The 24,043-nt window shown below is 40.7% G+C and carries 20 protein-coding genes and 1 pseudogene; 3 read left to right on the top strand and 18 right to left on the bottom strand.

What is annotated here, in order from left to right; translation table 11 throughout:
• The first annotated feature begins 582 nt into the window (after positions 1-582).
• On the top strand, positions 583-1,491 hold the full coding sequence (locus tag MKY01_RS17100) for a DMT family transporter (RefSeq protein WP_339282773.1): 909 nt from the start codon (positions 583-585) through the stop codon (positions 1,489-1,491).
• Positions 1,492-3,033: 1,542 nt separating this feature from the next.
• On the opposite strand, the gene ilvD is transcribed toward MKY01_RS17100, so the two are convergent.
• From ilvD to MKY01_RS17015, 17 genes and pseudogenes are all read right to left on the bottom strand, one after another.
• Positions 3,034-4,725, bottom strand: a complete 1,692-nt coding sequence (gene ilvD / locus MKY01_RS17095) for a dihydroxy-acid dehydratase (RefSeq protein ID WP_339282771.1) — start codon at positions 4,723-4,725, stop codon at positions 3,034-3,036.
• A gap of 15 nt (positions 4,726-4,740) precedes the next feature.
• Positions 4,741-5,406 (bottom strand): GntR family transcriptional regulator, encoded by a 666-nt coding sequence (locus MKY01_RS17090; RefSeq protein WP_339282770.1) that lies wholly within the window; start codon positions 5,404-5,406, stop codon positions 4,741-4,743.
• A gap of 521 nt (positions 5,407-5,927) precedes the next feature.
• The gene (locus tag MKY01_RS17085; RefSeq protein ID WP_339282767.1) at positions 5,928-6,686 is read right to left on the bottom strand and encodes an SUMF1/EgtB/PvdO family nonheme iron enzyme; all 759 of its coding nucleotides are present in this window, start codon (positions 6,684-6,686) and stop codon (positions 5,928-5,930) included.
• A 235-nt stretch (positions 6,687-6,921) separates the two neighbouring features.
• Complete coding sequence (locus tag MKY01_RS17080; protein ID WP_339282765.1) at positions 6,922-7,494, bottom strand: histidine phosphatase family protein; 573 nt, start codon at positions 7,492-7,494, stop codon at positions 6,922-6,924.
• A 264-nt stretch (positions 7,495-7,758) separates the two neighbouring features.
• A pseudogene (locus MKY01_RS17075) lies at positions 7,759-7,976 on the bottom strand (DsbA family protein); the annotation flags it as partial.
• 37 nt (positions 7,977-8,013) lie between these two features.
• A complete protein-coding gene (locus MKY01_RS17070; protein WP_339282763.1) occupies positions 8,014-9,990 on the bottom strand; it encodes a sigma-70 family RNA polymerase sigma factor in 1,977 nt (658 codons plus the stop codon).
• A 572-nt stretch (positions 9,991-10,562) separates the two neighbouring features.
• A complete protein-coding gene (locus MKY01_RS17065; RefSeq protein WP_282321212.1) occupies positions 10,563-11,879 on the bottom strand; it encodes a HAMP domain-containing sensor histidine kinase in 1,317 nt (438 codons plus the stop codon).
• Positions 11,866-12,561 carry a response regulator transcription factor gene (locus MKY01_RS17060; RefSeq protein ID WP_282321213.1) on the bottom strand — a complete coding sequence of 232 codons (696 nt, stop codon included), beginning with the start codon at positions 12,559-12,561 and terminating at the stop codon, positions 11,866-11,868. Before MKY01_RS17060 ends, MKY01_RS17065 begins: the two co-directional genes overlap by 14 nt.
• A gap of 26 nt (positions 12,562-12,587) precedes the next feature.
• Complete coding sequence (locus tag MKY01_RS17055; protein WP_282321214.1) at positions 12,588-13,712, bottom strand: arginine deiminase family protein; 1,125 nt, start codon at positions 13,710-13,712, stop codon at positions 12,588-12,590.
• Positions 13,713-13,870: 158 nt separating this feature from the next.
• Positions 13,871-14,188, bottom strand: coding sequence for a hypothetical protein (locus MKY01_RS17050; RefSeq protein WP_339282760.1), 318 nt, complete (start codon positions 14,186-14,188; stop codon positions 13,871-13,873).
• Between the two features lie 489 nt (positions 14,189-14,677).
• The gene (locus MKY01_RS17045; protein ID WP_339282758.1) at positions 14,678-15,697 is read right to left on the bottom strand and encodes a DUF4367 domain-containing protein; all 1,020 of its coding nucleotides are present in this window, start codon (positions 15,695-15,697) and stop codon (positions 14,678-14,680) included.
• Positions 15,658-16,242: a sigma-70 family RNA polymerase sigma factor gene (locus tag MKY01_RS17040; protein ID WP_339282756.1), complete on the bottom strand. Its 585-nt coding sequence runs from the start codon at positions 16,240-16,242 to the stop codon at positions 15,658-15,660. Before MKY01_RS17040 ends, MKY01_RS17045 begins: the two co-directional genes overlap by 40 nt.
• Before the next feature lie 227 nt (positions 16,243-16,469).
• Complete coding sequence (locus MKY01_RS17035; RefSeq protein WP_339282754.1) at positions 16,470-16,946, bottom strand: phosphotransferase; 477 nt, start codon at positions 16,944-16,946, stop codon at positions 16,470-16,472.
• Positions 16,947-17,135: 189 nt separating this feature from the next.
• On the bottom strand, positions 17,136-18,017 hold the full coding sequence (locus MKY01_RS17030; RefSeq protein WP_339282752.1) for a PhzF family phenazine biosynthesis protein: 882 nt from the start codon (positions 18,015-18,017) through the stop codon (positions 17,136-17,138).
• A complete protein-coding gene (locus MKY01_RS17025; RefSeq protein ID WP_339282750.1) occupies positions 17,962-18,828 on the bottom strand; it encodes a hypothetical protein in 867 nt (288 codons plus the stop codon). Before MKY01_RS17025 ends, MKY01_RS17030 begins: the two co-directional genes overlap by 56 nt.
• Before the next feature lie 241 nt (positions 18,829-19,069).
• The gene (locus MKY01_RS17020; RefSeq protein WP_339282748.1) at positions 19,070-19,636 is read right to left on the bottom strand and encodes an NAD(P)H-dependent oxidoreductase; all 567 of its coding nucleotides are present in this window, start codon (positions 19,634-19,636) and stop codon (positions 19,070-19,072) included.
• Positions 19,637-20,316: 680 nt separating this feature from the next.
• Positions 20,317-21,219 (bottom strand): DMT family transporter, encoded by a 903-nt coding sequence (locus tag MKY01_RS17015; protein WP_339287201.1) that lies wholly within the window; start codon positions 21,217-21,219, stop codon positions 20,317-20,319.
• Between the two features lie 98 nt (positions 21,220-21,317).
• Between MKY01_RS17015 and MKY01_RS17010 the strand changes: the two genes are divergently transcribed.
• Positions 21,318-22,211 (top strand): LysR family transcriptional regulator, encoded by an 894-nt coding sequence (locus MKY01_RS17010; protein ID WP_339282746.1) that lies wholly within the window; start codon positions 21,318-21,320, stop codon positions 22,209-22,211.
• A 270-nt stretch (positions 22,212-22,481) separates the two neighbouring features.
• Here MKY01_RS17010 and MKY01_RS17005 read toward each other — a convergent pair whose 3' ends face one another.
• A complete protein-coding gene (locus MKY01_RS17005) occupies positions 22,482-22,865 on the bottom strand; it encodes a MerR family transcriptional regulator (RefSeq protein WP_339282744.1) in 384 nt (127 codons plus the stop codon).
• Between the two features lie 223 nt (positions 22,866-23,088).
• Between MKY01_RS17005 and MKY01_RS17000 the strand changes: the two genes are divergently transcribed.
• Positions 23,089-23,877 (top strand): SDR family oxidoreductase, encoded by a 789-nt coding sequence (locus MKY01_RS17000; protein WP_339282742.1) that lies wholly within the window; start codon positions 23,089-23,091, stop codon positions 23,875-23,877.
• Positions 23,878-24,043: the final 166 nt, after the last annotated feature.

Below are 24,043 nucleotides of genomic sequence, written 5' to 3'. Positions count from 1 at the left end.
TGAAGTTCAGCGTTCTGTTTTTTTGCACAACGACGCTCAATTCTGCAAGGCTATTTTAGTAATTTCAAATTTGTCAACAGCCTTCAAATTTTGTGAAAAGTTAGCAAAAAGTACGTATTTTCTGGCCAGAAATGGTATTGCCTGATTGAACAGTCACAACCCAGTTGATGTACAAGCTCTCTTTGCGGACAATAATAAAACACTTTTTTCAAAAAATGCAAGTGTTTTTTTACTAGGACTTGACTTATAAAAAGGTATTCACATGACCATACTTACATTTCATATATGAAAGAAAATTTAGTTCACATATTCCATATGAATTTTAGAATATTTGCTATACAAGCACATTACTATGTACTCAACTGTTACTGAAGGTGTAGGTTTCCTTTTGACTTTTATCCTCATTCTCTGTCACAGGTTATTGACAAGAACAAACCTTTGCTTTTATACTGATACCGAAATGAACGAAATACTAAAACCCGATGGATGTGGATTTTTCTAGAGAGTGATCTCTATTTTCGCCACACGAATGCCTATGCGCATTTGTGTGGTTTTTTTGTATGCAAAAAAGGAGGAATATTTATGAAATTATGGCATTATGCACTTATTGTATTTTTGGGAGGCTGTTGTTACGGCATACTTTCCACATTTGTTAAACTGGCTTATAACGCTGGCTTTTCAACACCAGAAGTCACTGGCGCACAATATTTCTTTGGTGCAGTTTTAAGTTGGATATTTGTGATCTTTGTCAAAAAGAGAAGCCTTACTCTCAAGCAAATTACAAAACTTCTATTATCCGGAATCCCCTTTGGACTGACAGGTATGTTTTATTATCAATCACTACAGAGCATAAATGCTTCTCTAGCTATTGTCTTACTATTTCAGTTTGTTTGGATTGGAACATTATACGAATGGGTCCTTCAGAAGAAAAAACCTACCGGGGGCAAACTAATCTCGATTGGTGTACTGCTTTTCGGTTCCCTACTAGCGGCTAACGTCTCTTCTCAAGGAAATCTCTCGTTATCGTGGAAAGGAACAATTTGGGGACTACTGGCTGCTTCAACTTTCGCTTTATTTATTTTCCTCAGTGGTTCTGTTGCGAAAGATACTTCGCCCGTATTGAAAAGCGCCCTTCTCTCAACTGGAGCTGTTATTACTGTCTTTGTGGTTTTCCCTCCAACCTTCTTATTCAACCTGGATGTGCTGGCAGGATTGAGTCCATATGGATTAGTTCTCGGAGTTTTTGGCGTTGTATTGCCTCCACTTCTGTACTCCATAGGTATGCCCCATATCGGTTCAGGAATGGGTACAATTATGACCGCATCTGAATTACCCATGGCCGTTATAATGTCTTCACTTGTACTAGGAGAATTAGTAGGTTGGTCTCAATGGCTTGGAGTGATTATTATTTTATGCGGTATCTCATTTAGCAGCATAAGACAAAGAGGATTAAGACCACAATCTTCTATGAAAGAATATACATCTCTTTAGACTTAGAGATGTAAGGAGAAAGCTATTTGTGAATTCTATCGTTACACATATAGCAATAATCCAAAAATTTCCGAACAAGACTTGGAGCATTTCCAAGGGCTGTTTGGAACTTGCGCAGTTGGAACTAGTAAACGAAGATGAACCGTTTGTGGTTCCCTTCTAGCGATCAACAAGGTAATATGTGGAAGAATAATTTATTCTTGTTTCTGGGGGTGATCCTACCCAACATCGAGAATTTGTTATGATAGCTGCTAAGTATAGGATACCAGAGGAGCGCGCACTAACATTTTATATACTTCTAAGGAACTTTGCCCGGTTGCAACTCCTCATGTTTGTTTTGTATATGCGAGTTCTTCTGCTCAAATAGTTTAATGGCTGACAGATTAAACGTGCCCCAGCGCCTATCTACAATTTGTACATTAAGGAGATCAATCGCAATGTACAAATTGATGTTCCTGTACCTGTTATCTGACCGAATCAAAACACTACATGTTGAACTGCACTAACGAACAAATGAGAGTAGATCTATAATAGAAGAAAAAATTTAAATCTTGTCCAACAATCACTGATGTTTGCATCATTCTTTATAAAGAATGGTCATTAAATTGTTTGCAAAAAAGTACTAATTCTTATTTAGAATAGATAACTTTCTTTTTATATTTGAAGATGTTTTAAAAGAAACCTTATCTGCGAATATATATTGATTGCGGTTCCAGTTTTTCGTATCGCCATAGTTACACTATCCTGAGCGATAGATGCATGAATTAGCTAGGGAAAACCGATTAGGTATTTTCCTAATCGTGCCATATTCTTATCCCTCGACAACTCATGTTCCATTTTGGGACCAGAATACAGGGTTATTTCAGATTAGATTTTGAACATAAGTAAAAGGGTTTCGTTTTAGGAGCTCGTATACCCGTAACCCTTATAAATTTCATGGCTCCAAGTTTCTTTTGACAAGAACTTTATAACTATACTCACCTTTGACAGCGTCATTTTTTTCAGCAATGGAACTGAGTTCTTGGTTTCAGAAAGCGAATTGTGCTTTTGTCTCGCCATAAGTTCTGTCATGATACTATTTAGATATTCATCTAATCAGTAATCGGACTATGTTCTTGTCCCTCGACATTTTTCTGTTTCCCTTTCTTCGAGAGTTTAATTTAATATTGAAAGCAGCTAGTTTGGATTGCCTAACGGGCTAGCGACTTGCATTGGCAATATTTACTCATTCGAGATTTAGACCATCCAAACACTAGCCGGAACCTGCCTGCTATTCGTAGCCAACCCCCAATTAATGAAAGTCGAGAAACGGTACCAGCAAAAATACACCCCCTAGAATTTCATCGGCTAAACCCAGGGGTTTTTCCAATGTCTATTCTAGGGGGTGCACTTCATTTTCAAATGATGAAACTAAATTCTTCATCTTTTTCTTGCGACATTCTTGATCTTTAAAGCTGGCGTTTTTTTGTTTAGCGCGCTTCATGCATTCGTTGTAGTAGCTTCTCCCCTCCCATTTTATATGTAGCATCAATGTTTAATTGTCTATTTCATCAAATCTGTTACTGCACCTCTTGAAGCAGAGGAAACTAATTTAGCATATTTGGCAAGTACACCGGATTTCACTTTCAGTGGCGGTTGTACCCAAGCTTGCGCTCGAGCGGCCAACTCTTCTTCTGGCACTTCAACCTTAATTTCCTGAATGTCGCTATCGATGGTGATAATATCTCCATTTTGGAGCAAAGAGATCGGTCCACCTACTTGTGCCTCAGGGGATACATGGCCAACTACAAATCCATGCGAGCCACCCGAGAACCTACCATCTGTTATGAGAGCAACTTTCCCACCGAGACCTTTCCCTACAATGAGTGCTGTAACGGAAAGCATCTCAGGCATACCTGGTCCACCCTTCGGTCCACAATAGCGTATGACCAATACGTCCCCTTCTTGAATTTCATCATTCATGATCGCTTCTGTCGCTTCATCTTCGCTATCGTAGACCTTTGTCGGTCCGGAAAACTGTTGTATCTTCATGCCTGACATTTTGGCAACAGCGCCTTCAGGAGCTAGGTTTCCTCGAAGCACAACCAGTGGTCCATTTGGTTTAAGCGGATTATTGAGTGGACGTATAATCTCTTGATCATTCTGTAGTGGAGCAGCTTCCGCTAAATTCTCCGCCAACGTTTTACCAGTTACGGTGAGGCAATCCCCATGAAGTAATCCCTCAGCGAGCAATAGCTTCATTACCCCGGAAACACCACCAATATCATTCAAATCCTGCATGACATACTGACCACTTGGCTTCAGATCTGCCAAATGAGGAACACGCAAGCGAATTCGTTCAAAATCATCCAAGGTTAAATCCACTTCTACGGAGTGCGCAATAGCTAGCAGATGGAGAAATGCGTTGGTTGATCCCCCTAGAGCCATAACAACGGTGATCGCATTCTCAAATGCTTTCTTCGTCATAATGTCTCTTGGGTAGATTTCCTGTTCAAGAAGTGAGATGACCTGCTTACCGGCTGCTTCGCATTCCAATGCTTTATCCGCTGAGATAGCTGATGTCGAAGAAGAACCAGGCAAACACATACCCATTGCTTCTGCAGCTGCGGCCATCGTATTAGCGGTATACATCCCCCCACAAGCCCCTGGACCTGGACAAACACTGCATTCGACCTTATGCAATTGTTCATCTGTTATTTTTCCATCTTGATATTGCCCAACGGCTTCAAAAGCTGAAACGATATCCACTTTTTTACCGTCGAGATTACCAGGTTGAATGGTTCCTCCATATACATAAACAGAAGGAATATTCATCCGTCCAATAGCCATCAAACATGCAGGCGTATTCTTGTCACACCCACCGATTGCAACAACGCCGTCAAAACGCTCGGCTCCGGTCACAATTTCAATCGAATCAGCTATAGCTTCCCGACTTGGTAGCGAGAACAACATCCCGCCATGCCCCATCGAGATCCCATCAGAAACGGTAATCGTATTAAAAATTAGTGGAGCACCGCCGTTATTACGTGCGCCCCGCTTAGCTTGCACCGCTAAATCATTGATGTGCATATTACACGGTGTTACTTCACTCCACGTACTTGCTATTCCGATCATTGGCTTTTTAAAATCCTCATCTTGAAATCCAACTGCACGCAGCATCGCTCTGTTCGGTACCCGGTTAGCACCTTCACTGATTACCTTGCTTCGAATGCGAAGATCTTTTTTATTTTCCATGTTTCTTCCCTCATTTCAAAGTATTTCGTTCAGTTCCTGCATCGGTCGAATAAAATTTTGTTTCATTAAATTATGGGCATCGTTGCTATTTTTGCCTTCAAAAGCTTTAATAATCTGATCATGTTCTTCAACTGAAGCTAGTGTAGCCGTAATAGGTTGTTTTAAAAATACGTATTTAAATCGCCTAATGTGAATCTGAAGAGATGTATTAAATGTAGCTACATAAGGATTATCTGAGAGCTCCACAATATAATTATGAAATTGCTCATCCACCTCCATAGCCTGATAAACTTGGCCATTCTTAATGGAACTTGCAAATTCCAAATTTAGTGATCTTAGTTTCTCAATCTGTTCTGGAACAATAGTTTGGGCGGTAATTTCAGCAGCTATGGCCTGAAGAGCAGCCATCGTTGAATACATCTTAAAAATATCGTTTTTCTCAATATTCGTTACTTTTGTTTCTTTTCCTGGATGCATGGACACGAGGCCTTGAACTTCGAGTAACTGAAATGCCTCCCGAATCGGTGTCCGGCTGACTCCAAGCGATTCAGCCATTTCCGCATCAATAAGCTTTTCACCTGGTTGCAGTGTTCCATCAATAATCCATCGTTGAATCTGAGAAAAGGCTCTTTCTTTTGCGGACATACGGACTGGTAAGGAAAAATCTTTAGGTATTGGCATTGTTTTCATCCTCAATACAATTATTCTTATATGCAATATATCGCATACACGATCGAGAAGCAATTATTAATTCATTTACGCGCTCAATTAAGTTTATCCAGATAACTACCTGTTTTTATTGAGAGTCTGAGACAAAAAAGAGAACTATAATTTAAGAGTCTTTCTTTGAGAAATGTTACATAAGTAATATATTTTAATGTGAATGTTCTTATATAAAATATTTGGTACTAATGAGGGCTTATGTACTTTTTACTTAAGTACACATCTAATCGGCAATCGGACGATGTTCTTGTCTATTACGGTAATCGGTACAAGTTCTTGTCCTTGGCTTGGGACAAGAACTTGGTTCCTTAAATCAAAAAAGCCGCTAAAATAGCGACTTTGAATGGAACAATGTTTGTGTCCCGCGACATTTGGTGATTCTATAATCTTGCCTTCTGGTCATCAGTAAGTTATATTTTCGGATAGTTGAACACCTACCGTCAGCTCAACGACTTGAGCATACTCGATGTGTCGTTTTCTCAAGGATTTGTAAGTGCTATTCTAAAACCAAGATCATCTATTTTAAAATTGGGCATGCTTTTCCTTCTACTCGTAGAACCACAATTGTTCTCCACTTCAGCCCAACTGCCTCCCCTGAAAACTCTATAGTTCCCATATCGTTCAGCATCATATAGATCCCAGCACCATTCCCAGACGTTACCGATCAAGTCATAAAGTCCCCATGGATTAGGAAGCAACTGTCCTACTTTATGAACAGATCCATTGGAATTTCCTTGATACCATGCAATATGATCAATTCTTGCATACCGATATCCCGTTGATCCTGCTTTACACGCATACTGCCATTCAGCGTCTGACAGTAATCGAAATCCATTCGCTATTTTGTTAAATATTGTGTTCTCACTTTCGTTTGTAACTGTGTAACATTCCATCCTGCCAAGCTTTCTCGATAACTCATTACAGAAAGTAATAGCATCCATCCACGAAACTTCCGTAATTGGCAGCTTACTCACAATCGGCTCTATTTCTTCTTCATGCATGACAAAATGATATAACTGCTGTGTTACTGGATACTTCATTACTCGGAATGGCTCTATAGCTTCAGTCCACGTTATAGTCTTTTTACTACTTCCTGGGTTAGATAAAGTGTAATCAGTGCTAAGCCATTTATCTGTATTAAGAAAATCGCATAGTTCAATTGATCCGCCTTCTATGGGTACCATCAAATCCATTATTTCTTTTAGAAAACGTGCCTTGTCACTTCCGTACTTTTCCATATCTTATCCCCCCCCTATTCTAACTTACCGCCAACCAAATTCGACCCAGAAACTGTATTATCCTGCTTAATAGTTGCTAACGACGATAAACTCGTCGATACTTTTAGTGTGGTTCACCGCGTCTAATCTTGAAAGTATTCTATCCGTTAGTTGAATAAAGCAACCAATCACAATGATCGGCTGCTTTTTTTTGTTTTATTGAGCTAACGTTTCCCGTTAGCTTAGTCCACAATAGCTAAAGGTGTTTGGTACAGTTATATAATTGGCATGCCCACTTTTTGTTAGTGTGTGTAAGAATGGTTATAGAAGTATTATCTATATACGTTTTTTGGAAATGTTGCGGCAAAAGATGTTGTAATGACAGCCCAATCCATGCTCCATGACTTATAACTAATATTCTTTTATCAACATATTCTTTAATCAGTTTCTCGAGAAAAGTTAGACCTCGCTTTGCGACCACTTTGAAATCTTCCATACCAAGATTTTGCTCACGCCAATTTGCTCCCCAACGAGTGATACGCTCTTCCTCGGCGGTGCCCTCAATTAGCCCGCAATTAATCTCTCTAATACGTTCATCAGTGAATACGGGTACTCCTAAACATTGCTGAATAATTTCGGCAGTTTGCCTAGCTCTCGTAAGATTACTGGAGAATATAACATCCCACTCTTCGCTTGAAAGTCTTTTTGCCAGTGCAGTTGCTTGCTCTATTCCTTCTTCGTTTAGCGGTATATCAGATATTCCTTGAGCCTTGCTAAGAGTATTCCATTCAGTAACCCCATGTCTAATAAGACCTATTGTGGTCGCCATACCTCCCCCCTTAATGACTACAATTTTCCCATCATTGCCTAAACAAATATACCACATATTGGAACTATACTGCCCGTTAGTTTAATGAATTGAAGGGCAAGATGACGATTAGATACAGGCCTAATCGGTAATCGGACTATATTCTTGTCTTTTCCGACAATCGGTACAAGTTCTTGTCCTTGGCTCGGTACAAGAACTTGTACCGATAAAATAAAAAGCCGCTAAAATAGCGACTTTAATGAGACCATGTTCTTGTCCCTCGACAGCAATATTACGGTTGAACGCAAAGACCGCTTCTCTGGCTTTCTCAAAAACTCCATCGCTCTTCCTGCATGATCTCGCTCGATTACCTTGTATACACGGGACGGTGGATAGGAAGAAAGGATGGGATCGTCCTTCCATAAGGAACCATCGATGGGCATTCTGGAATGGACGCCAACCTCCTTCCAATGCTGTTCTACGTCCGCAGGTTTTTGAATGCCTTCCAGCCCTTAGTTTCGGGCTAGATGTTTTTGTTTGTCAGTAAAAAGTATTTTCGTATAACTTCCCCGTATGCGCATCAAGCACTTCGGGCGTCCGCTCGTGCTCGCTACCAATCATTCGATACACTAGTTCGTACGGGGCCTCTTCCGCCCTAGCATTGTGCATCCGTTCCCATTGCAGACGCAGCTTGGCCTGTGCCGTCCATCGGAGGATAGCTGTCTGGTAATCAAATGAAGGCACGGTCTCCAGCTTCTTTAACTGTTCTGGCCTTATGGAGGGGGACATCAAACTTTTGACCCTCCCATTAGAGCGGTCAACAGCTAGTTGATAGCATTCATCCCTGACAGATACGTCTTGAACATATACACCAAAGCGAATGATTTCCAAACGATCTTCGTCGTCGGTCTCTTCAGTTAGAAGCCTGAGATACGGCAACATTTCAGCTGCTAGTCCTCGGACATAGTCCATAGCTACTTCTATACATGCGTCTCGATCCCAGGTTAATGGAGCTAGTTGATCTGGCTTACCATGCGAAACAAAGTCAATCAGTTGTCCGGTTTGGCTGTCTACTCGCGCCTTGACCGCTCCCTCCATCTGATCAGCCCAATAGGCCTTCCAAGACCGGTCATTCTTGGCTGGACGCTCTTCATTCTGTTGCTTCCACACCATCAACTTGGTGTTCGAGCCAATATTGTCGTCTTGTACTAACTGAAATTGGTCGTTGTTTACGCCAATCCACTCTTCTAGGCTTCGTGCGGGCGGGAACTCACCTGGCCACTCGTCCAGAGTTCTTGGGTCAGAGGGGACAGCTTCTGCCCTATAGGCTGTCGGAACTTCCTCCTGTGATGATGCAGTATAGATTAGCCCTCTACTTCGGGGGGCGTAAACAAGATGGACCTGATCGTCACCATCCGTGTACACGGCTTTGTCCAATACGCAATATTCCACATGTAGCAAAAAATTCGCCTTCATACACGCCATCTGTTCCTCTTCTGGTGTGATCATGGTTGGGAGTGCTGGCCCTGGAACGGTTCCATAGTACCTAAATCCGACCACGCGACCGCTGGGATGAACCATAATCAGGCATCCCGTCTCAGGAAGCGGCAGCCCCATCGCCTTCTGCTGTCGTGTGTACACAAACATCCCTTCCATCCACTCCATCTCACAATACGGAAAATCACGCAGTGCGCCGGGATAATGATCTTCCAGGAATTGCTCTGCCTGCTGTTTGAGCTCCTCCTCAGATATCCGTGTCTCGTTGTCCAATGAGGCCCAGGAAATGGCATAGTCTAGCAAGTTGCCGCCCCTGGAGAGCGTGGCAGAAACGGCGTCATCACTCCCCGTTTTAACCCATAAGAATCCCGCTTCTCCCTTCCCTGTTCCCCTCCCGGTGTTCTCTTGATAGTCATTGACGATCAGATCATAATCCGGTGAAACGGCAAACTGGTGCTCTGCCTGTTGTCTTAACTGCAGGCGTAATGTATCCAGGTCTCGTTCGAGAAAATCTTGAGCCATTTCGTTGCGCAAATGTTCCAGCCCCTTCCGTAATTGTGTTTTTACAGTACCTAATGGCATATCCAGGAGATGGGCGATTTGCTGCTGGGTCAGGTCCTTCTTATATTTTAAGAACAGGAGCTGACGCAGCTTCGGATTCAGACTGGCCAATGCACGCTCCAGATCCAGGGTTTGATCGATATCATTAACGACCAATGGCTCTTGCGCCTGCGGGTCTTCGCTCAGGTGAACACGCTTGGATTTCTTCAAATGATTGAGCGCCCGGTTCACCACAATTCTGGTAAGCCAGCTCTCAAACGCTTCGGCTTGCTGCAGCGTTTGCAGTGACTCATAAGCCTTAACCAGGGCATCCTGAACGATATCCTCCGCATCTTTGGACTCCCGTACATAATGGCGAGCCACTCGGTGCAACTTATCCATTCGATCCTTTATAAGAGAAACGAAGGCATCGTGATCTCCGTTTTGTGCGGCGTTGATTTGTTGCTGTGCATCGATCATTGTCGTTCACCTCCTGTTATATAGACAGCTAACTCGGGGGTTTGGATTTAATTAATGTAACAATATTTATAGTTGTTCCCAAATAAGTGCATATGCTGATTATTTAGATATACACCTAATCGGCAATCGGTACAAGTTCTTATCCTTAGCTTGGGACAAGAACTTGTACCGATAAAATAAAAAAGCCGCTAAAATAGCGACTTCAATGGGAATATGTTCTTGTCCCTCGACAATTCATTTTGGAATGGGCTGGAAAAATATTGATTCTCGTGATGTCAGGGCATCCTGTGGTCGATCGATCAGCATGGGCCAGTACCTTCAGCTCTTTCACTTCATCAGTCCAATTATAAAGGTGAACATGAGTTGTGGCTGGATCTTTGTGGGCAGATTTCCAGTGCTCGCTTCGTTGAGCCCCTTTACTGCCCATTAGCCCTTTCATCTCTGCTGTACCTTCTTCCAACAGAATTACCCGTTTTGTTGTAACAACCCCGCGCATAACTTCATCGTCGAACGAATTGAATACAGTCAACGTGATAGATCTACGAAAACATGTTACATGCAATTTTAGTCAGCTATTTAAAAGCTCGACTTATTTTAAATTTCAGGATAATCTTGTAATTCTCTTGATCTTCAGATGAAGAGAATTGTCCTATCATCCGATGCATAACTTTTTCTATGATTTTTTCACCCAATTTATAACTTTCTACAGATTCATTCTTTATTTTTAATTTGTTTTCTACACAAATCACAAAATGATTATCTTCTATATAAGTAAATAAATTAATTTTTTGCTCTCGATCTGCATATTTTAGTATGTTCGACAGAAAATTATCAAATACACGTCCAATATTTTCCATATCCACAATAATTATGACATCCGTAGGGGAGGCATTTACAAGTACCTGAAATCCTTCCGCTCTAAGTACAGCTGTAATATCTGACAATACATCATGAATTGATTCCCGAACTGAAAGGGTTACTAAGTCTGCCTCCCTTTCTTTATCTAATAAAAAATATGAAAACAGATCGTCTGTACGATTCTTAAGTTGGAGAGCCTTTTGATACGCACTCTCGATTTGATACCTTGTTTCTACACTTAAATCTTCTGGTGTATTACGGGCAAACTCTAAATACATGATGAGAGATGTCAGTGGCGTACGCATATCGTGAGACATTTCGGTTGCAAGATTTCTACTCTCATTTTGCAAATTTTCTATCCTTTCTAACCTGCCTAAAAATGCTTTACGTAGTTCCTCTATACTTTCCGCAATCATCGCCAATTCATCATACCCTCGTACCGTTATAGAATAGTCTAATGAGCCGCCTTCAAGGATATGAATTTCATTATTAATTGTGCGTAAATATTTGATCCCTCTACGTATTCCAAATAAAATAATGGTTATAAATAACATTGCGGACAGCAATATTTCAAGCATATAGGCCACATTATAGTAGTGAGAAAAATAAAATCCATAGATTGAAACGTTACCTGTCCCATCCTTAAATTGTACTGGGTAAGAGTTCCGTCGATCATAATCAGTTTCAGGCTGACTTCCATATGCTACTTCGTCATCAGCATGGTACAAGGAATCATATTGAAGCACCTGGTTCTGAAATACGTATAAAAATAAATTACTCTTCTGACTTTTAATCCAGTCTGAAAACGCAATACGATCTGTCGTTGACAGATCGTTTGCTGAAACATATTCTGAAAATTTTTGGACGTAAACTTGAGATTCGGACTTTAAACGCTCATCAGAAGTAAAATAATGATCCATAACCCGATTGCTTATGGACTGCAAAAGTAAAAAACAAATAACACTTATGGTGAGAGCAATAATTATTAAAACAGTCAACTTTTTAGTTATAGTAAGTTTATGAGTGGCCAAAACGGTAACCTCTTCCCCATTCCGTTAAGATATACGCTGGTTTTGCTGGATCGTCTTCGATTTTCAATCGTAATTTTCGGATGTGTACTACTACCGTATTATTTGAACTGTAGAAATAAGGTTCCTTCCAAATACTCTCATAAATATTTTGGGCAGAGAAAATTTTATTTCTTCTGGTCATCAACAGTTTAAGTAGACCGTACTCCAGATCGGAAAGCTCAATCTTCTGACTGCCTTTCCATACATCGTTAAATTGTTCACTTACTTTTAAGCGTCCCCCGATAAGAAATGTTTCGCCATAATCCTTTTTATCTTGATAAATCGTATACCTACGCAACAAAGCAATAACTCTTGCCAGAAGCTCCTGTACAGAAAAAGGTTTAGTTAAGTAATCATCTCCACCAGCAAGCAAACCTTCCGTTTTGTCCAAAGTTCCGGATTTAGCAGTTAGAAAAAGAATAGGAACATTGTATCGTTCTCTGATTCGTATACAAGCCTCCAGTCCGTTTATTCCAGGCATCATAATATCCAGAATCACCAAATCCAATGACTCATTTACTAATTCAATTCCCTGTTCTCCATCTTTAGCTGTTGTTACTTCATAACCTTCACGGACAAGAGACATACGTAGCAGATCACGAATTTCCTGATCATCTTCAACCACTAAAATCCGGCTTGTCATAGTTCACCTCATACTTGATTTAACTTTTAGCTATCCGTGCGAAGCAATGGCTGTGTACTGCAACGGAAAGCTCCGCCGAAAGAACGAGAAATTTCGTAATCAACATATTCTACTTGGATTCCTCTTTTCTCAAGCTCTTTTCCAATTGTATTTTTGAATGCAATGTCCGTAACATATACTGTGCTACTGATTGGCAATCCATTTACCGCCAAATCTTGAGCATCCTTGTAACTCACTTCGATTTTGTCCCAATTTTTAAGTTCTTCTGGGAGCCCATTGGCTAACGAATCCATGCTAACAATCATTAATCCATCTCTTACAAAACTGATAGCACAATCCAGGTGCAATGTGCCAGGCTCTAGCTTCACCTCAACCACCTTATAACCTGATGGTGTCAAATAGTTTCTGAGCCAATCAATACCGGCTTTGTTTGAAGCTAGACCAGAATTACCGACGAATACAGTCTTTCCATACACGAGGATATCTCCACCTTCAAGGTAAGGACCGGCAGCAGAGTTGATTCCTTTAGAAACGTCTGGTTGTGGGACAGCTACATGCGGAACGTTATTTTGGGCTGCTTCCTTATCCAGAATACTTCTAACAGGTAAAACCTCAAGTCTCCGGTAAGCCGATTTAAATGAACCTTCAATTAGATGATTTCCGATTGTGAAGAATGGATCTCTGACAAAGAAATTAGTTACTCCTTCGCCACCTGTAATGCCATCTTTCACAGCCCCTAGTTGTTTTTCTTTTTCAGTTAAAAGGCGTGGACGTTGAACCTCAACCCCGTATTTTTCAAGAACCTTTTTAAGATCTTCACGCTCTTTTTCCCACTTTTTCTGTGCCTCTGCCGGATCCGTATTCATTATAGACATGCCTCCTTCAGGCATAGGCATGTCTCCTTCTGGAAAATCATCAAAATTGAAGTGCATAAAAGCTTCAGATTGTGTCAATACAACTCTTTTTAGCGTGGCGAACTCACTCTCTACATATACATTGTTTTTCTCACTTTTTGTAGTCACAGTTCCATTCACTTCCGTAACTCTATTAACTTTAGACACACCAGTCGCCCCTGCCACTGGTAATATGCTAGTTACCAGTACCAGTGATAATGCTGTTGATCCAACCCACTTCAAACTCTTTCTTTTCATATTAATGCCCTCCTAATAATTTGTTTTAATGCTTACAGTTTGAATTATAGAGAGCAATTCTTAACAGTTTATGAAGGCATACTATTTTAATTTAAACTCCTTCCCGTAAGGTCTGACAAGAGATCTTTAAATGAATCACATCTAGTTCCATCAAAAACTTAGATACCCGCTTCTCCATGTTTTGGCTCACGCAGTTTAATAGAAGGATTGCTAGATAGATAGGTTTCTTCATATGTAAAGCAAAATAAGGAGCGTACAAAACGGATACGGTGCCCTAGGCTGCTTGGTTTTAGACGATCAGATTGCTTTGCTAAGTATTCCTTCAGGAGATTTAGAGTTACTCCCAAAATATCTACAATCCCTTGATCAGAAACCAACATCTTGAGTTGTAAAGCATACGCACCCAATGTATTCAGGCTCAACCCTTGAATTCGTTTATCTGCCTCATAATGATTCCAAAGTTCACTTAAATTCATAATAAAATCCTCCTATTAAGAGCAATTAATTTTAGTTTGCTTCAAATAGAAGATTTTAATTTGGGGCTATTTAACTAAAGTTTCCCGTTAGTTGATTAATGATCTAACCCTTGCCCCAAATAAGTCTTTTGAAGTAAATTAACTTTAAATACTACTGAACGTTGTTCTTTAACTGTCATCTCAATAAATTGTCTCTTATTCATCATATTATGCAATGTTTCCCCTCCCTTTTAGAGATAAAGTATTCTATATAAAGGAACCAAGTTCTTGTCCCGCGACAAATAATAACTAACAGTTCAACGGCAAGTTTAAAGGCCATCCTTCTTTGTGGGATGGCCCTTCCTGTACATATTCCTCCATTAATAATACTGCCTTATAGGTTTTGTTAGCATTATTCAAATTATAACTGGCTGGAAGATTACTTGGGTCCTTCAGTAAAGCAGAACTAATGTCTAAAGTGCCTTGTTTATCCCTTTGTTGTTTAGAACACTAAGGAGATGTAAGCATCTCTTCAGCAATTTTGACCAGATCCTTTTTACCTAAATTGCTGTCCCCATTATTGGATATTTCATACAACAAATGATTGTGATCGTCCCTCCATCCAATCCGATGGTAAGGAACAGAATTAGTTTCCCTATCCTTAATATCGGATTGAATATAATAGACCTCATTACCTTGGATGTTCAGCTTCTCGGATTTAGCGTGATCGTCCTGGAATATGGTCACTTTGGAGTCGGGGAATATTCTTGTTGCCATTACAGTTACAACGTTCTTCCCCTTGACATAGCGTGCCAAAGAGAAATCAGCCTTATTCCAATTCAGTTTTTGAATATAGACCCGTTGCCCATCCGAAGAAGATTCAGCTTGTCTTCTAAGGTCGTCTGTTAACTTCAGGTAAGCAGCATCTGAGAGATGGTTTGTATACAGATCGGCAGGATAAACGTATCCGTAATCAAACTGGTACCCTTGAGGAAGTTGCGTTATTGATTTTAAAACTGGAGCTTGCGTCCGTGTAATTTCAGCTTGCAAACTGCTGAAATTTGAATACTCGATCCACTTATATTCAAATTTTACGGGGGTTAATTTATCCGCGTTGTTAATTAACTCATCTTTGACATAATAGGCTACATAATCCCCAGGTTGCAATTGTTCTTTAATCTGATTTGTGTAAAAGCCCAGTCTTTTTGTGTAATTGGTAACAAAGTCAGTAGGCTCTTTTGCGGCGGCAGTGTTTAGTACCACCTCTCCTTTATTGTTAAGGAATTCAATATATTGCGAGGCCGCATACCCTGTCACTGATACTCCAAGAACGAACATTGCGGTTAGCCCGGGAACCACGAATCTTTGACGAACTCGTGCTCTGGCATGCATGCCTCTCTTGTGAACTGCCAGCTTATGGACCCGAGTCATGACTTTGTCAGTGACATCAAAATTCTGAAACTCCTCTTGGATCAAGAGATCCATTTCTTTCAGATTTTCGTTTTGAGAAGTACGTTGTAATTTTGGCATAGTTCTTCCTCCTTTGGCCTCATCCATTTTTTGAGTTTGATTTTGGTTCTAGCAAACTTTTTCTTGACGGCATCGGGACTTTTATTTAAAATTCCAGCTATTTCTACAAACGATTTTTCTTCAAAAACGCGCAGAATCAGTAGGTTCCGTTCAATCACATTTAATTTTTCAAGCGCCCGGCTTAGTGGTTCGTTAAAGAGTTGGTTATCCAGCATCTCTGCAGGACTAATGGCAGATTGATCTTGAGCCATTAGTCTGAACTTCCATTTCTGTTGCATTTTTTTTCGACGGATTATGTTTATGCAGTGATGATAGGCTATTTTGTAGAGCCAGGCGGAGAAATTCACCTCAGGTTTATAAAGATCTATTTTTTCATAGGCCTTAACCAGAACGTCTTGAACAGCATCCTCGGCTTCCTGTTTGTTTGAAATAAGTCTCCAGCAATACATAAATATCTGTTTTTGGTATTTTTGAACGATATAAACGTAGTCCTGAATTTCGCCCGCTTGTACTCTTTTAATTCTGTATTCGGTTTCCTCATCCATGTTTCTTTAAGGCACCTCCCAGGTATTCGCGATGAAGTTTATATATGTATAACAAACGAGGTAGTTCTAAAGGGACATTTTTTAGAAAAGTCTCTAAATTGTTGTTCAACCATATCCTCCTTATTTGTTTGTGATACAGAATCGGTCTGGTTAATAGGTCTCAGATTATTGACAACAGTACCAATCAAAACCCAAACACTGTAAGAGCAAATTCAACATCTAATGTTTCAATAATAGAGCGTTAGAATCTCTGCTTCTAAGAAGTTGCAATAGTAACGCTTTGCAATCTCCTTCCTTACATATCCAGACACAACCCAAGGAATAGGGATTTCATAGAATAATGGAGTAGCAATATCAGAAACAAACCAGTTATATTCCTCATCGTCATAGTCAATAATAGTGTCTTTGTCCCCATCATTAAGATAATTGCCAGGGCTCATATCCCCATGAATAAGACCGTACGTATATTTTACCTTGGCTAGACCGCTAACTTCAGTAATTAAACGATCAAAGTTATCGTGTAATTCTAACGGACAATACTTCTTAAATGAGGCTAATAGGGCATTATCATTCCATTCATAGCGTGAATGTTGGGACGAATAATGAAGTGAAAACTTATGTATTTTCCCGACCATTTGACCGATATTTTCATAAAACGTATTGCTCTCCTCGGCTATTACTGCATTCTGCCGGTGCTGTCTCAAAAGCTGTCACAACAAAGGACTCGTCAATGATAAGAATAAGATCCCCAGATAAAGACTTCGTTCTTGTTCCATACAAACAACCGCCATGCACCCATTTCCTCAACAGCGACTAAGTCTCAATTCTCAGCAGCAAAAAAAGCCTGCTTGCCCCTGTGATACTGTGGGCGCAAACAGGCTTTTTGATTCTGCTCATATCATGATATGTCTTCGTTCAATCCCAGCTACTGTACCGCCAACCCGAACCTGTTTGATTACACCGCGCTCGCTTAGTCGCAATTCTGCCTTAATTTCAGATGGGCAACCCATCGAATACCCTTGCCTGAACATGACATGTTCTACTTCTTCCAAAGATCGTTGACCATGCTGGTACAAATAGCTGAGTAGTGCACCATTGGATGTTCCTGTCGCGCTCTCCTCAGGAATATCGTACAACGGAGCAAAATTTCGGCATTCCGCAGTAGCATTGTCAGGAGTATCCAGCGTAAACAGATGATATCCCACCACATCATATTTTTTGCTAATGGCGGTTATGGCATCAAAATTGGGATGAACCTCATTCAAGAGCTTTCTACTGCGAATCGGAATCAAAATGTCCCGCAGCCCCGTCGAAACAATCTGGATGGGCAACTCGGATTCCAGAGTCTCAGGATCCATCCCCAAAGATGGGGCGATTTCCTCACAAGAAACCCTTTCAAAAAATTGAGGTAAAGCCTGTGATAAATAAACAAGTCCCTCAGAATTAATATCCACATCCAATATTCCTGCCTTTGTTTCTATCGTATAGGAGGCTCCTACTTCAGCCAAACCCAGCGAATGCATGAGTCCAAATGCAGCAATCGTGGCGTGCCCGCACAGATCAACTTCGCTAGCGGGGGTAAAATAGCTGATTTTGTAATTCGCTAGCTTGGATTTCTCCATAAAGGCCGTCTCCGAAAAGCCTAATTCCTTCGCTATAAGCTGCATTTCAGAAGCATCCAGTGAAAGGTCCTCTCCTTCCAAGACAACACCTGCTGGATTACCACCACGCTCCCCTTTGGCAAACGCATTTAACGTATACACTACGACATTCATGTTCTGCTTGCCTCCTTCGTATCTTCACGCTTTGCTTCAGTCTCTCCATCGTTATCGTAGCCCCCACCTCGTAGGAAGTAAGGTGACCGCCAACGTAATTGATCGCTGAAGTGATGGCTCCTCGGTTCTTACTACTGTATTTTTTCATCAGCTGCCTGATCTTTGGCTCTGCCAAAAACAGCAGACCGATCTTCCATCGCGCTACTCGCTTGAATCGTGGCAGTGCTGCATCTGGATACGCAGCGGTCAAGAGCTCCGTCTGAGAGATCGGCCCGTTTGTGTGAAGTTTCCAGGTTCTTCCGTACGCTGCTGATGAGATTGCCAATTCAAGTGTATCCCGCAAGGCATCTTCGAAGAACGCATACTCCTGCCTTATCGCAGGATCAAACAGTTGCTTGATAGTTTTGCAGTGTACCATCCTTTGAAACGCGTAGTATACAAACGTATCCGAGGCTTCCGCACCATACAATTCCGGGCTGAAAATTCGTAACATATTCGAGTCCGAACCAATATAAGCTTGGCTTCTTAGAACTTCGAGATGATGCTGTACCTTCTCCGGTCTATCATCATAGGTGAGGTAAGCATCGTAAAAGATAACTTGCGCCCCTTGAGCCAATGTCAGTAACTGCTTCAAGTCCACAGCCCCGCTGATCGTCTGAAGTTGGAAAGGAGAAGCCAACCTTTTCTTCAGCCTCTCCAGCTTCCGTTCTGAACGGGAATGCGCGATGACTTCCACCCCTGCCTCTAATAGACATTTGACGAGCCCGCTTCCCCAAGGTGGTGCGGCTCTCATCACGATTACTTTCCACATTATAATCCCTCCTTACACATGGACCTGTTACATCTCAATATTAGTCGGCTACCAAGATAAATTTAATATTTTGTGGGGATTTAGAGAATCGTGATGGATCCCATATCCTATTGTTAGTGACTGATCAATTACTGTTGAGGACAATCCTCGCCCTATGGCCTGAATCCCATCTGGAATATTGCATAATCGTGATTCTAATTCATGTCTATTACGGTTTGCATACCAGCCACAATACAACTATTTACGCTTTGCCTGCCATCTCTTTAATCTGTTTCAACCAAGCCGTTCTCGTCGCCTCATCAGAACTCGGTACGGACTCAAAAAATTCATGATGCAACACTTCTAAGCCGCAATATTCAAATATCCCTTTGTCGGAAGTCAAAAGTAGCGCCTGATCCATGCCGTTAGCAGCATACTGGGCATGCGATTTTCCTTGTGTGTTGATGATTATGACTTTTTTGCCTTTCAACAACCCCATCTGCTCCCCATTCACATAACGGTAAGCAAATCCGTAAGTAAAGACCCGCTCAATATAACCTTTGACGATTGCAGGCAGTCCGGTCCACCATATTGGATAGATGAAAATGATGACGTCCGCCCACTTCAGATATTCCTGCTCCTGTTCAATATCTTCGCCAATCCCACCCAAAATTTCACTGTTACTGATGACAGGTTCAAACTCCATCGCGTACAAATCACGCACGACAACTTCATGACCTTTTTCCTGAAGGCCTTGGACCGCAGTCTCCATAATGGCATGGTTAAAACTTTCTTTTCTCGGATGGGCATATACAATCAAATGGTTCATAGGGATGACTCCTTTCATTTTGCAAACATAATGATAGTTATTGATTGATCGATTACATTACATAAAAATTGAGTATTTTGTCTTTAAAAACTTAGGAACTGCCTTCCTCAAATTATGTTATCATCCACTCTTTATGGTGACGTATCTCAGTAAACCTGAGTCAGTGAGAAGGATGGAGGATCCACGATAAACGCTTCGAGAGGATCGTTGACCTTATTCAATCGGTTGTAGTCTCTGCTTACTACGCTGTTATAAAAGTTTGTAATTGATCAATCACTAACCTGTTGATATTTTATTTTATCTGTTCCTATAATGCAACCCTATTTCATCAAAACTTTATTTTTCTCTTATCTCTCATTTTAAATCGTTGGCTACATTAATGGAGACTTAGGGGATGGAACTGTCCTTTCACAGTTCCATCCTATGATTGTCTGTTTGTGTAATCTTTCCTTCGAAAAATGAGATCTACCCGTTATAAATAATGCAATCTTTTTGGTGACCTCTTCCTTATTCATTGTGATATTACCGAGATAAATATGTTCCAAACTATTCGTTAAGAAAAACTTCAGTTCATTCAGTATTTTGTCTTTCAATTATCTACCTCCCTCTTCACAATTCCGTCCGCTTCAAGTTACCCGAACTGTAAAGCTAGCATTCGTTGTGATATTCCAGGTGTCTATTTATCTCCTCATATTACTATGAATTCGCAGGGATTTTATTTTAAGATTTACTAGTCCAATACCAATGATAATCAGAACAAGTCCAAATACCATCTTCGTAGTAATCGTTTCTCCCAAAAAGGTAACACTGATCACTATTGCAATGAGTGGAACCAGAAAATTATATGATCCGATTTTTCCAGCTTCACCCGATCTGACAAGCACAAAGAAAACGAGCCAGGTTAGGGCCGTACAGAAGATCGCAATAATCGACAACGTCGTGATGAATTGCTGATTCCATATGATATCCGTCCAGGTTTCAACGGTTGTCCCCGCACTTAACAAAACAATCCCACCAAATATCATCTGCAGAGTAGTTAACCAGATCGCATCGACTTTGGTAGATGTTTTCTTCATATAAATTGTTCCGAATGTCCAAGTAATGGTGCTGGCTAAACCAAGCAAGATACCAAGAATCGAAATATGACTAGAGCCATCATTTATACTTATAACAGCAACGCCTATAAAGCCTAGAATAAGACCAACGATTTTGAAACCGTTCATGGATTCACCTAACCACAACCATGCTCCGATTCCAAGTAAAACGGGTTGCATAAATACGATCGTCGAAAATAAACCAGCAGGCATCATATTAAGTCCAAACGTTTGGAAACCGAAAAAGAGAATAATATTTAGCAATGCGGAGATCAGGTAAATATGCCAAGTATCTTTCAAATTAATGTATTTATAACGTGGTAAAGCGAACAGAAGCAAAATAAAACCACCGATCGTGATCCTCAAACCGGCGAAGAGCAATGGTGTTGCATATTCGAGTGCATATTTAGATAGCGGCCAATTCACCCCCCACATCGCTACTAAAAACGTTAAAAGCAAAAAAGTATGTGTCTTTGAAAGCTGCATAATTGATCAGACTCCTTTGTATAATGATGTTTACTTATGGTACAATGCTCTGAAAAATAAATAAAATGCATTATTATTATTAAGGAGATATCAAATTTGTTATGAATATTTCTCAACTTAACTTGTTTGTGAAGATCGTTGAGACCGGTAGCTTTACCAAAGCTGGAGAACAACTGCATATGTCGCAGCCTGCTGTAAGCCGTGCCATCTCTACACTCGAATCAGAATTAGGAGTTACTCTCCTGATACGGGAACGAAGAAACGGGGTTATTCACCTTACCGATATTGGTACGCGCCTGCTTGTCATGTTCAGAGAGATTTTAAATGGAGTTAATAAGGTTGAGCAGGAGGTTACTGCTGAAAAAGGATTTGAAGTTGGCACCATTCGTGTTGGTGTATTCCCAATGGTGTCCGCGCACTTCTTGCCAAAAATAATGCGAATTATTGGGGAGAAACATCCGGGGCTGGCATTCGAACTGTTTGAAGGAACCATCGAAGAGATTAAACATGGGTTAGAATCCAGAATAATCGATGTCGGATGGATTATTCCGCCAAGCAATGAACTCGAAACGATTCCTTTCTTTCGTGATGAATTATGTCTGGTTCATCGGGATGACCATCCATTGCAAAGTCGTGAAACCATTCATATCATTGATTTAGATAATGAGCCTATGATTGTGTGTCAAGGTGGTTTTGTAACGCCGATTATTGAGATATTCAAAGAATTCGGAACCACTTTGTACGCCAAATATAATGGCCACAACATAAACACGGCGTTGAGTATGATTCAAGAAGGGCTTGGCATCTCAATTGTTTCAAGAACTTCTTTATCACTATCTTCAATACCGCCCAATGTGCGTATCCGGACAATTGATCCGCAACCTGTTAGAGAGATTCACCTAGCTGTCCCTTCGTTGAAGGAATCTTCGCACGGAGTAAAACTCTTCCTTCGGACCGCTAGAGAGTTGTATTTATCTGAGAGTCAGATCCACTAGTGTATATTATTTACGTATTATAGACATTCTCCAAACATCCCATCAATCGTACCGCTTCATTTCGATTCCTACACCTGCTTACTATGTACTCAGCTTCAAATCATGTACATGTAACTTCCCTAAAAACGACAAAAAGAAACGAAGAAACGCCCCTTTTAGGGGCGTCTCTGAAGAGCGCACTCAACTATGAAGTTTAAATTCCCCCATTATATTTGGTTACCACGAAGAACTTGGTAATAAAGATATCTACCGCTAATTCTTATGTTAATCCTAAATTTTAATACTAGTTCGTTCAATTTGAGATTCCAGAACATCATATAGAGCGAGCTTATAATTTATTTTATCCAAGTTAAAATAGAGATCCCTTATACTCCGTTCGATTTCTTTTTTATGATTGAGCATCATCAATTTTCGTTCTGAAATGGTGGAGTCCCCTTCTTTGTATAAGTAAACGTATTGTTGAATTTGGGCAATAGGCATTCCTGTTGCCCGAAGTGCTGTAACAAAGTGTATCCAACTTAGATCTTCTTCATCGTATAATCGCTTTCCATTTTCGTTTCTTTTAACATGTGGGAGCAATCCCTCTTTTTCGTAATATCGGAGGGTGTGTGCGGCTATTTCCGTTATTTCAGTAACTTCTTTTATAGTCAACATAATTAACTTTCTTCGCCTCCTATTAAAGTACACTTTAAAGAAAATCCTTTAACTTTACTCATTGAATTCTCTAATTTTATACTGAAAATGAAAAAAACTATGATTAAATCAGGTCTTATTATACTGCTTTTATTCGTCGAAAAAAACCTTTGACTTGAAGTGAACTTCACAGACTATGATAGCAAGGTGAATTAAAAAACATTTTTTGAGAGGATGCATGCAGATGGAAAAGAAACACATCGTACATGAAGCTACACAAACCACTATTTCAATCGTCACTGGTGGTAGTCGAGGAATTGGTCGTAATACGGCCATTAACATTGCTCGTCATGGTGGCGATGTCATTTTGACTTATCGAAGCCAAGCAGAAGAAGCAAAATCAGTCGTTGCTGAGATCGAAGCTTTGGGACGAAAAGCGATCGCTCTACAACTTGATATAGAAAACACATCCGGCTTCGCTGACTTTGCTGAAACCGTTGGTTCTATTTTACAAACGAATTGGGGTAGCGCCACTTTCAATCATCTCGTGAATAATGCAGGTCATGGAGAAATGATTAGCTTTACCGAAACAACAGAGGCCCAATTCGATAGCTTGTTCAATGTACACGTAAAGGGCGTGTTTTTCTTGACTCAAGCGTTACTGCCGCTTCTTGCAGATGGTGGTCGTATCGTTAACTTCTCAACGGGTCTTACTCGTGTTTCTTATCCCGGCTTCTCAGCTTATTCGGCAGCTAAGGGTGCAGTAGAAATTCTAAGCATCTATATGGCAAAAGAGCTCGGCCACCGCGGTATCACTGTGAATACGATTGCCCCTGGTGCAATCGAAACCGATTTTTTAGGCGGCGCTGTACGTGATACGCCATCCTACAATGATGCGTTTGCTTCAATGGTTCCCCTTGGTCATGTGGGTGTACCTGATGACATTGGTCCTGCAGTTGCCAGCCTACTCGATCCTGACAATCGCTGGGTGAATGCACAGAGAATCGAGATCTCTGGTGGTCAAAACATTTAATTTTTCATAGGAATACAATGATATTCCGTGACTTTTCATGTAAATTCGCTTTCTTTACGTAATATGATTTCCAATACTAAACTATTTAGGTAATAATCTAATCGGGAATGCCACAATATTCTTTTACCTCTTCATCGGAGGACTAAGAAGAAGCCGATCACAATGA

Origin of the sequence: Paenibacillus sp. FSL R5-0486, assembly GCF_037975155.1 — a bacterium.
GTDB classification, from domain to species: domain Bacteria; phylum Bacillota; class Bacilli; order Paenibacillales; family Paenibacillaceae; genus Paenibacillus; species Paenibacillus amylolyticus.
This window is presented reverse-complemented; position numbering and strand designations above follow the sequence as displayed.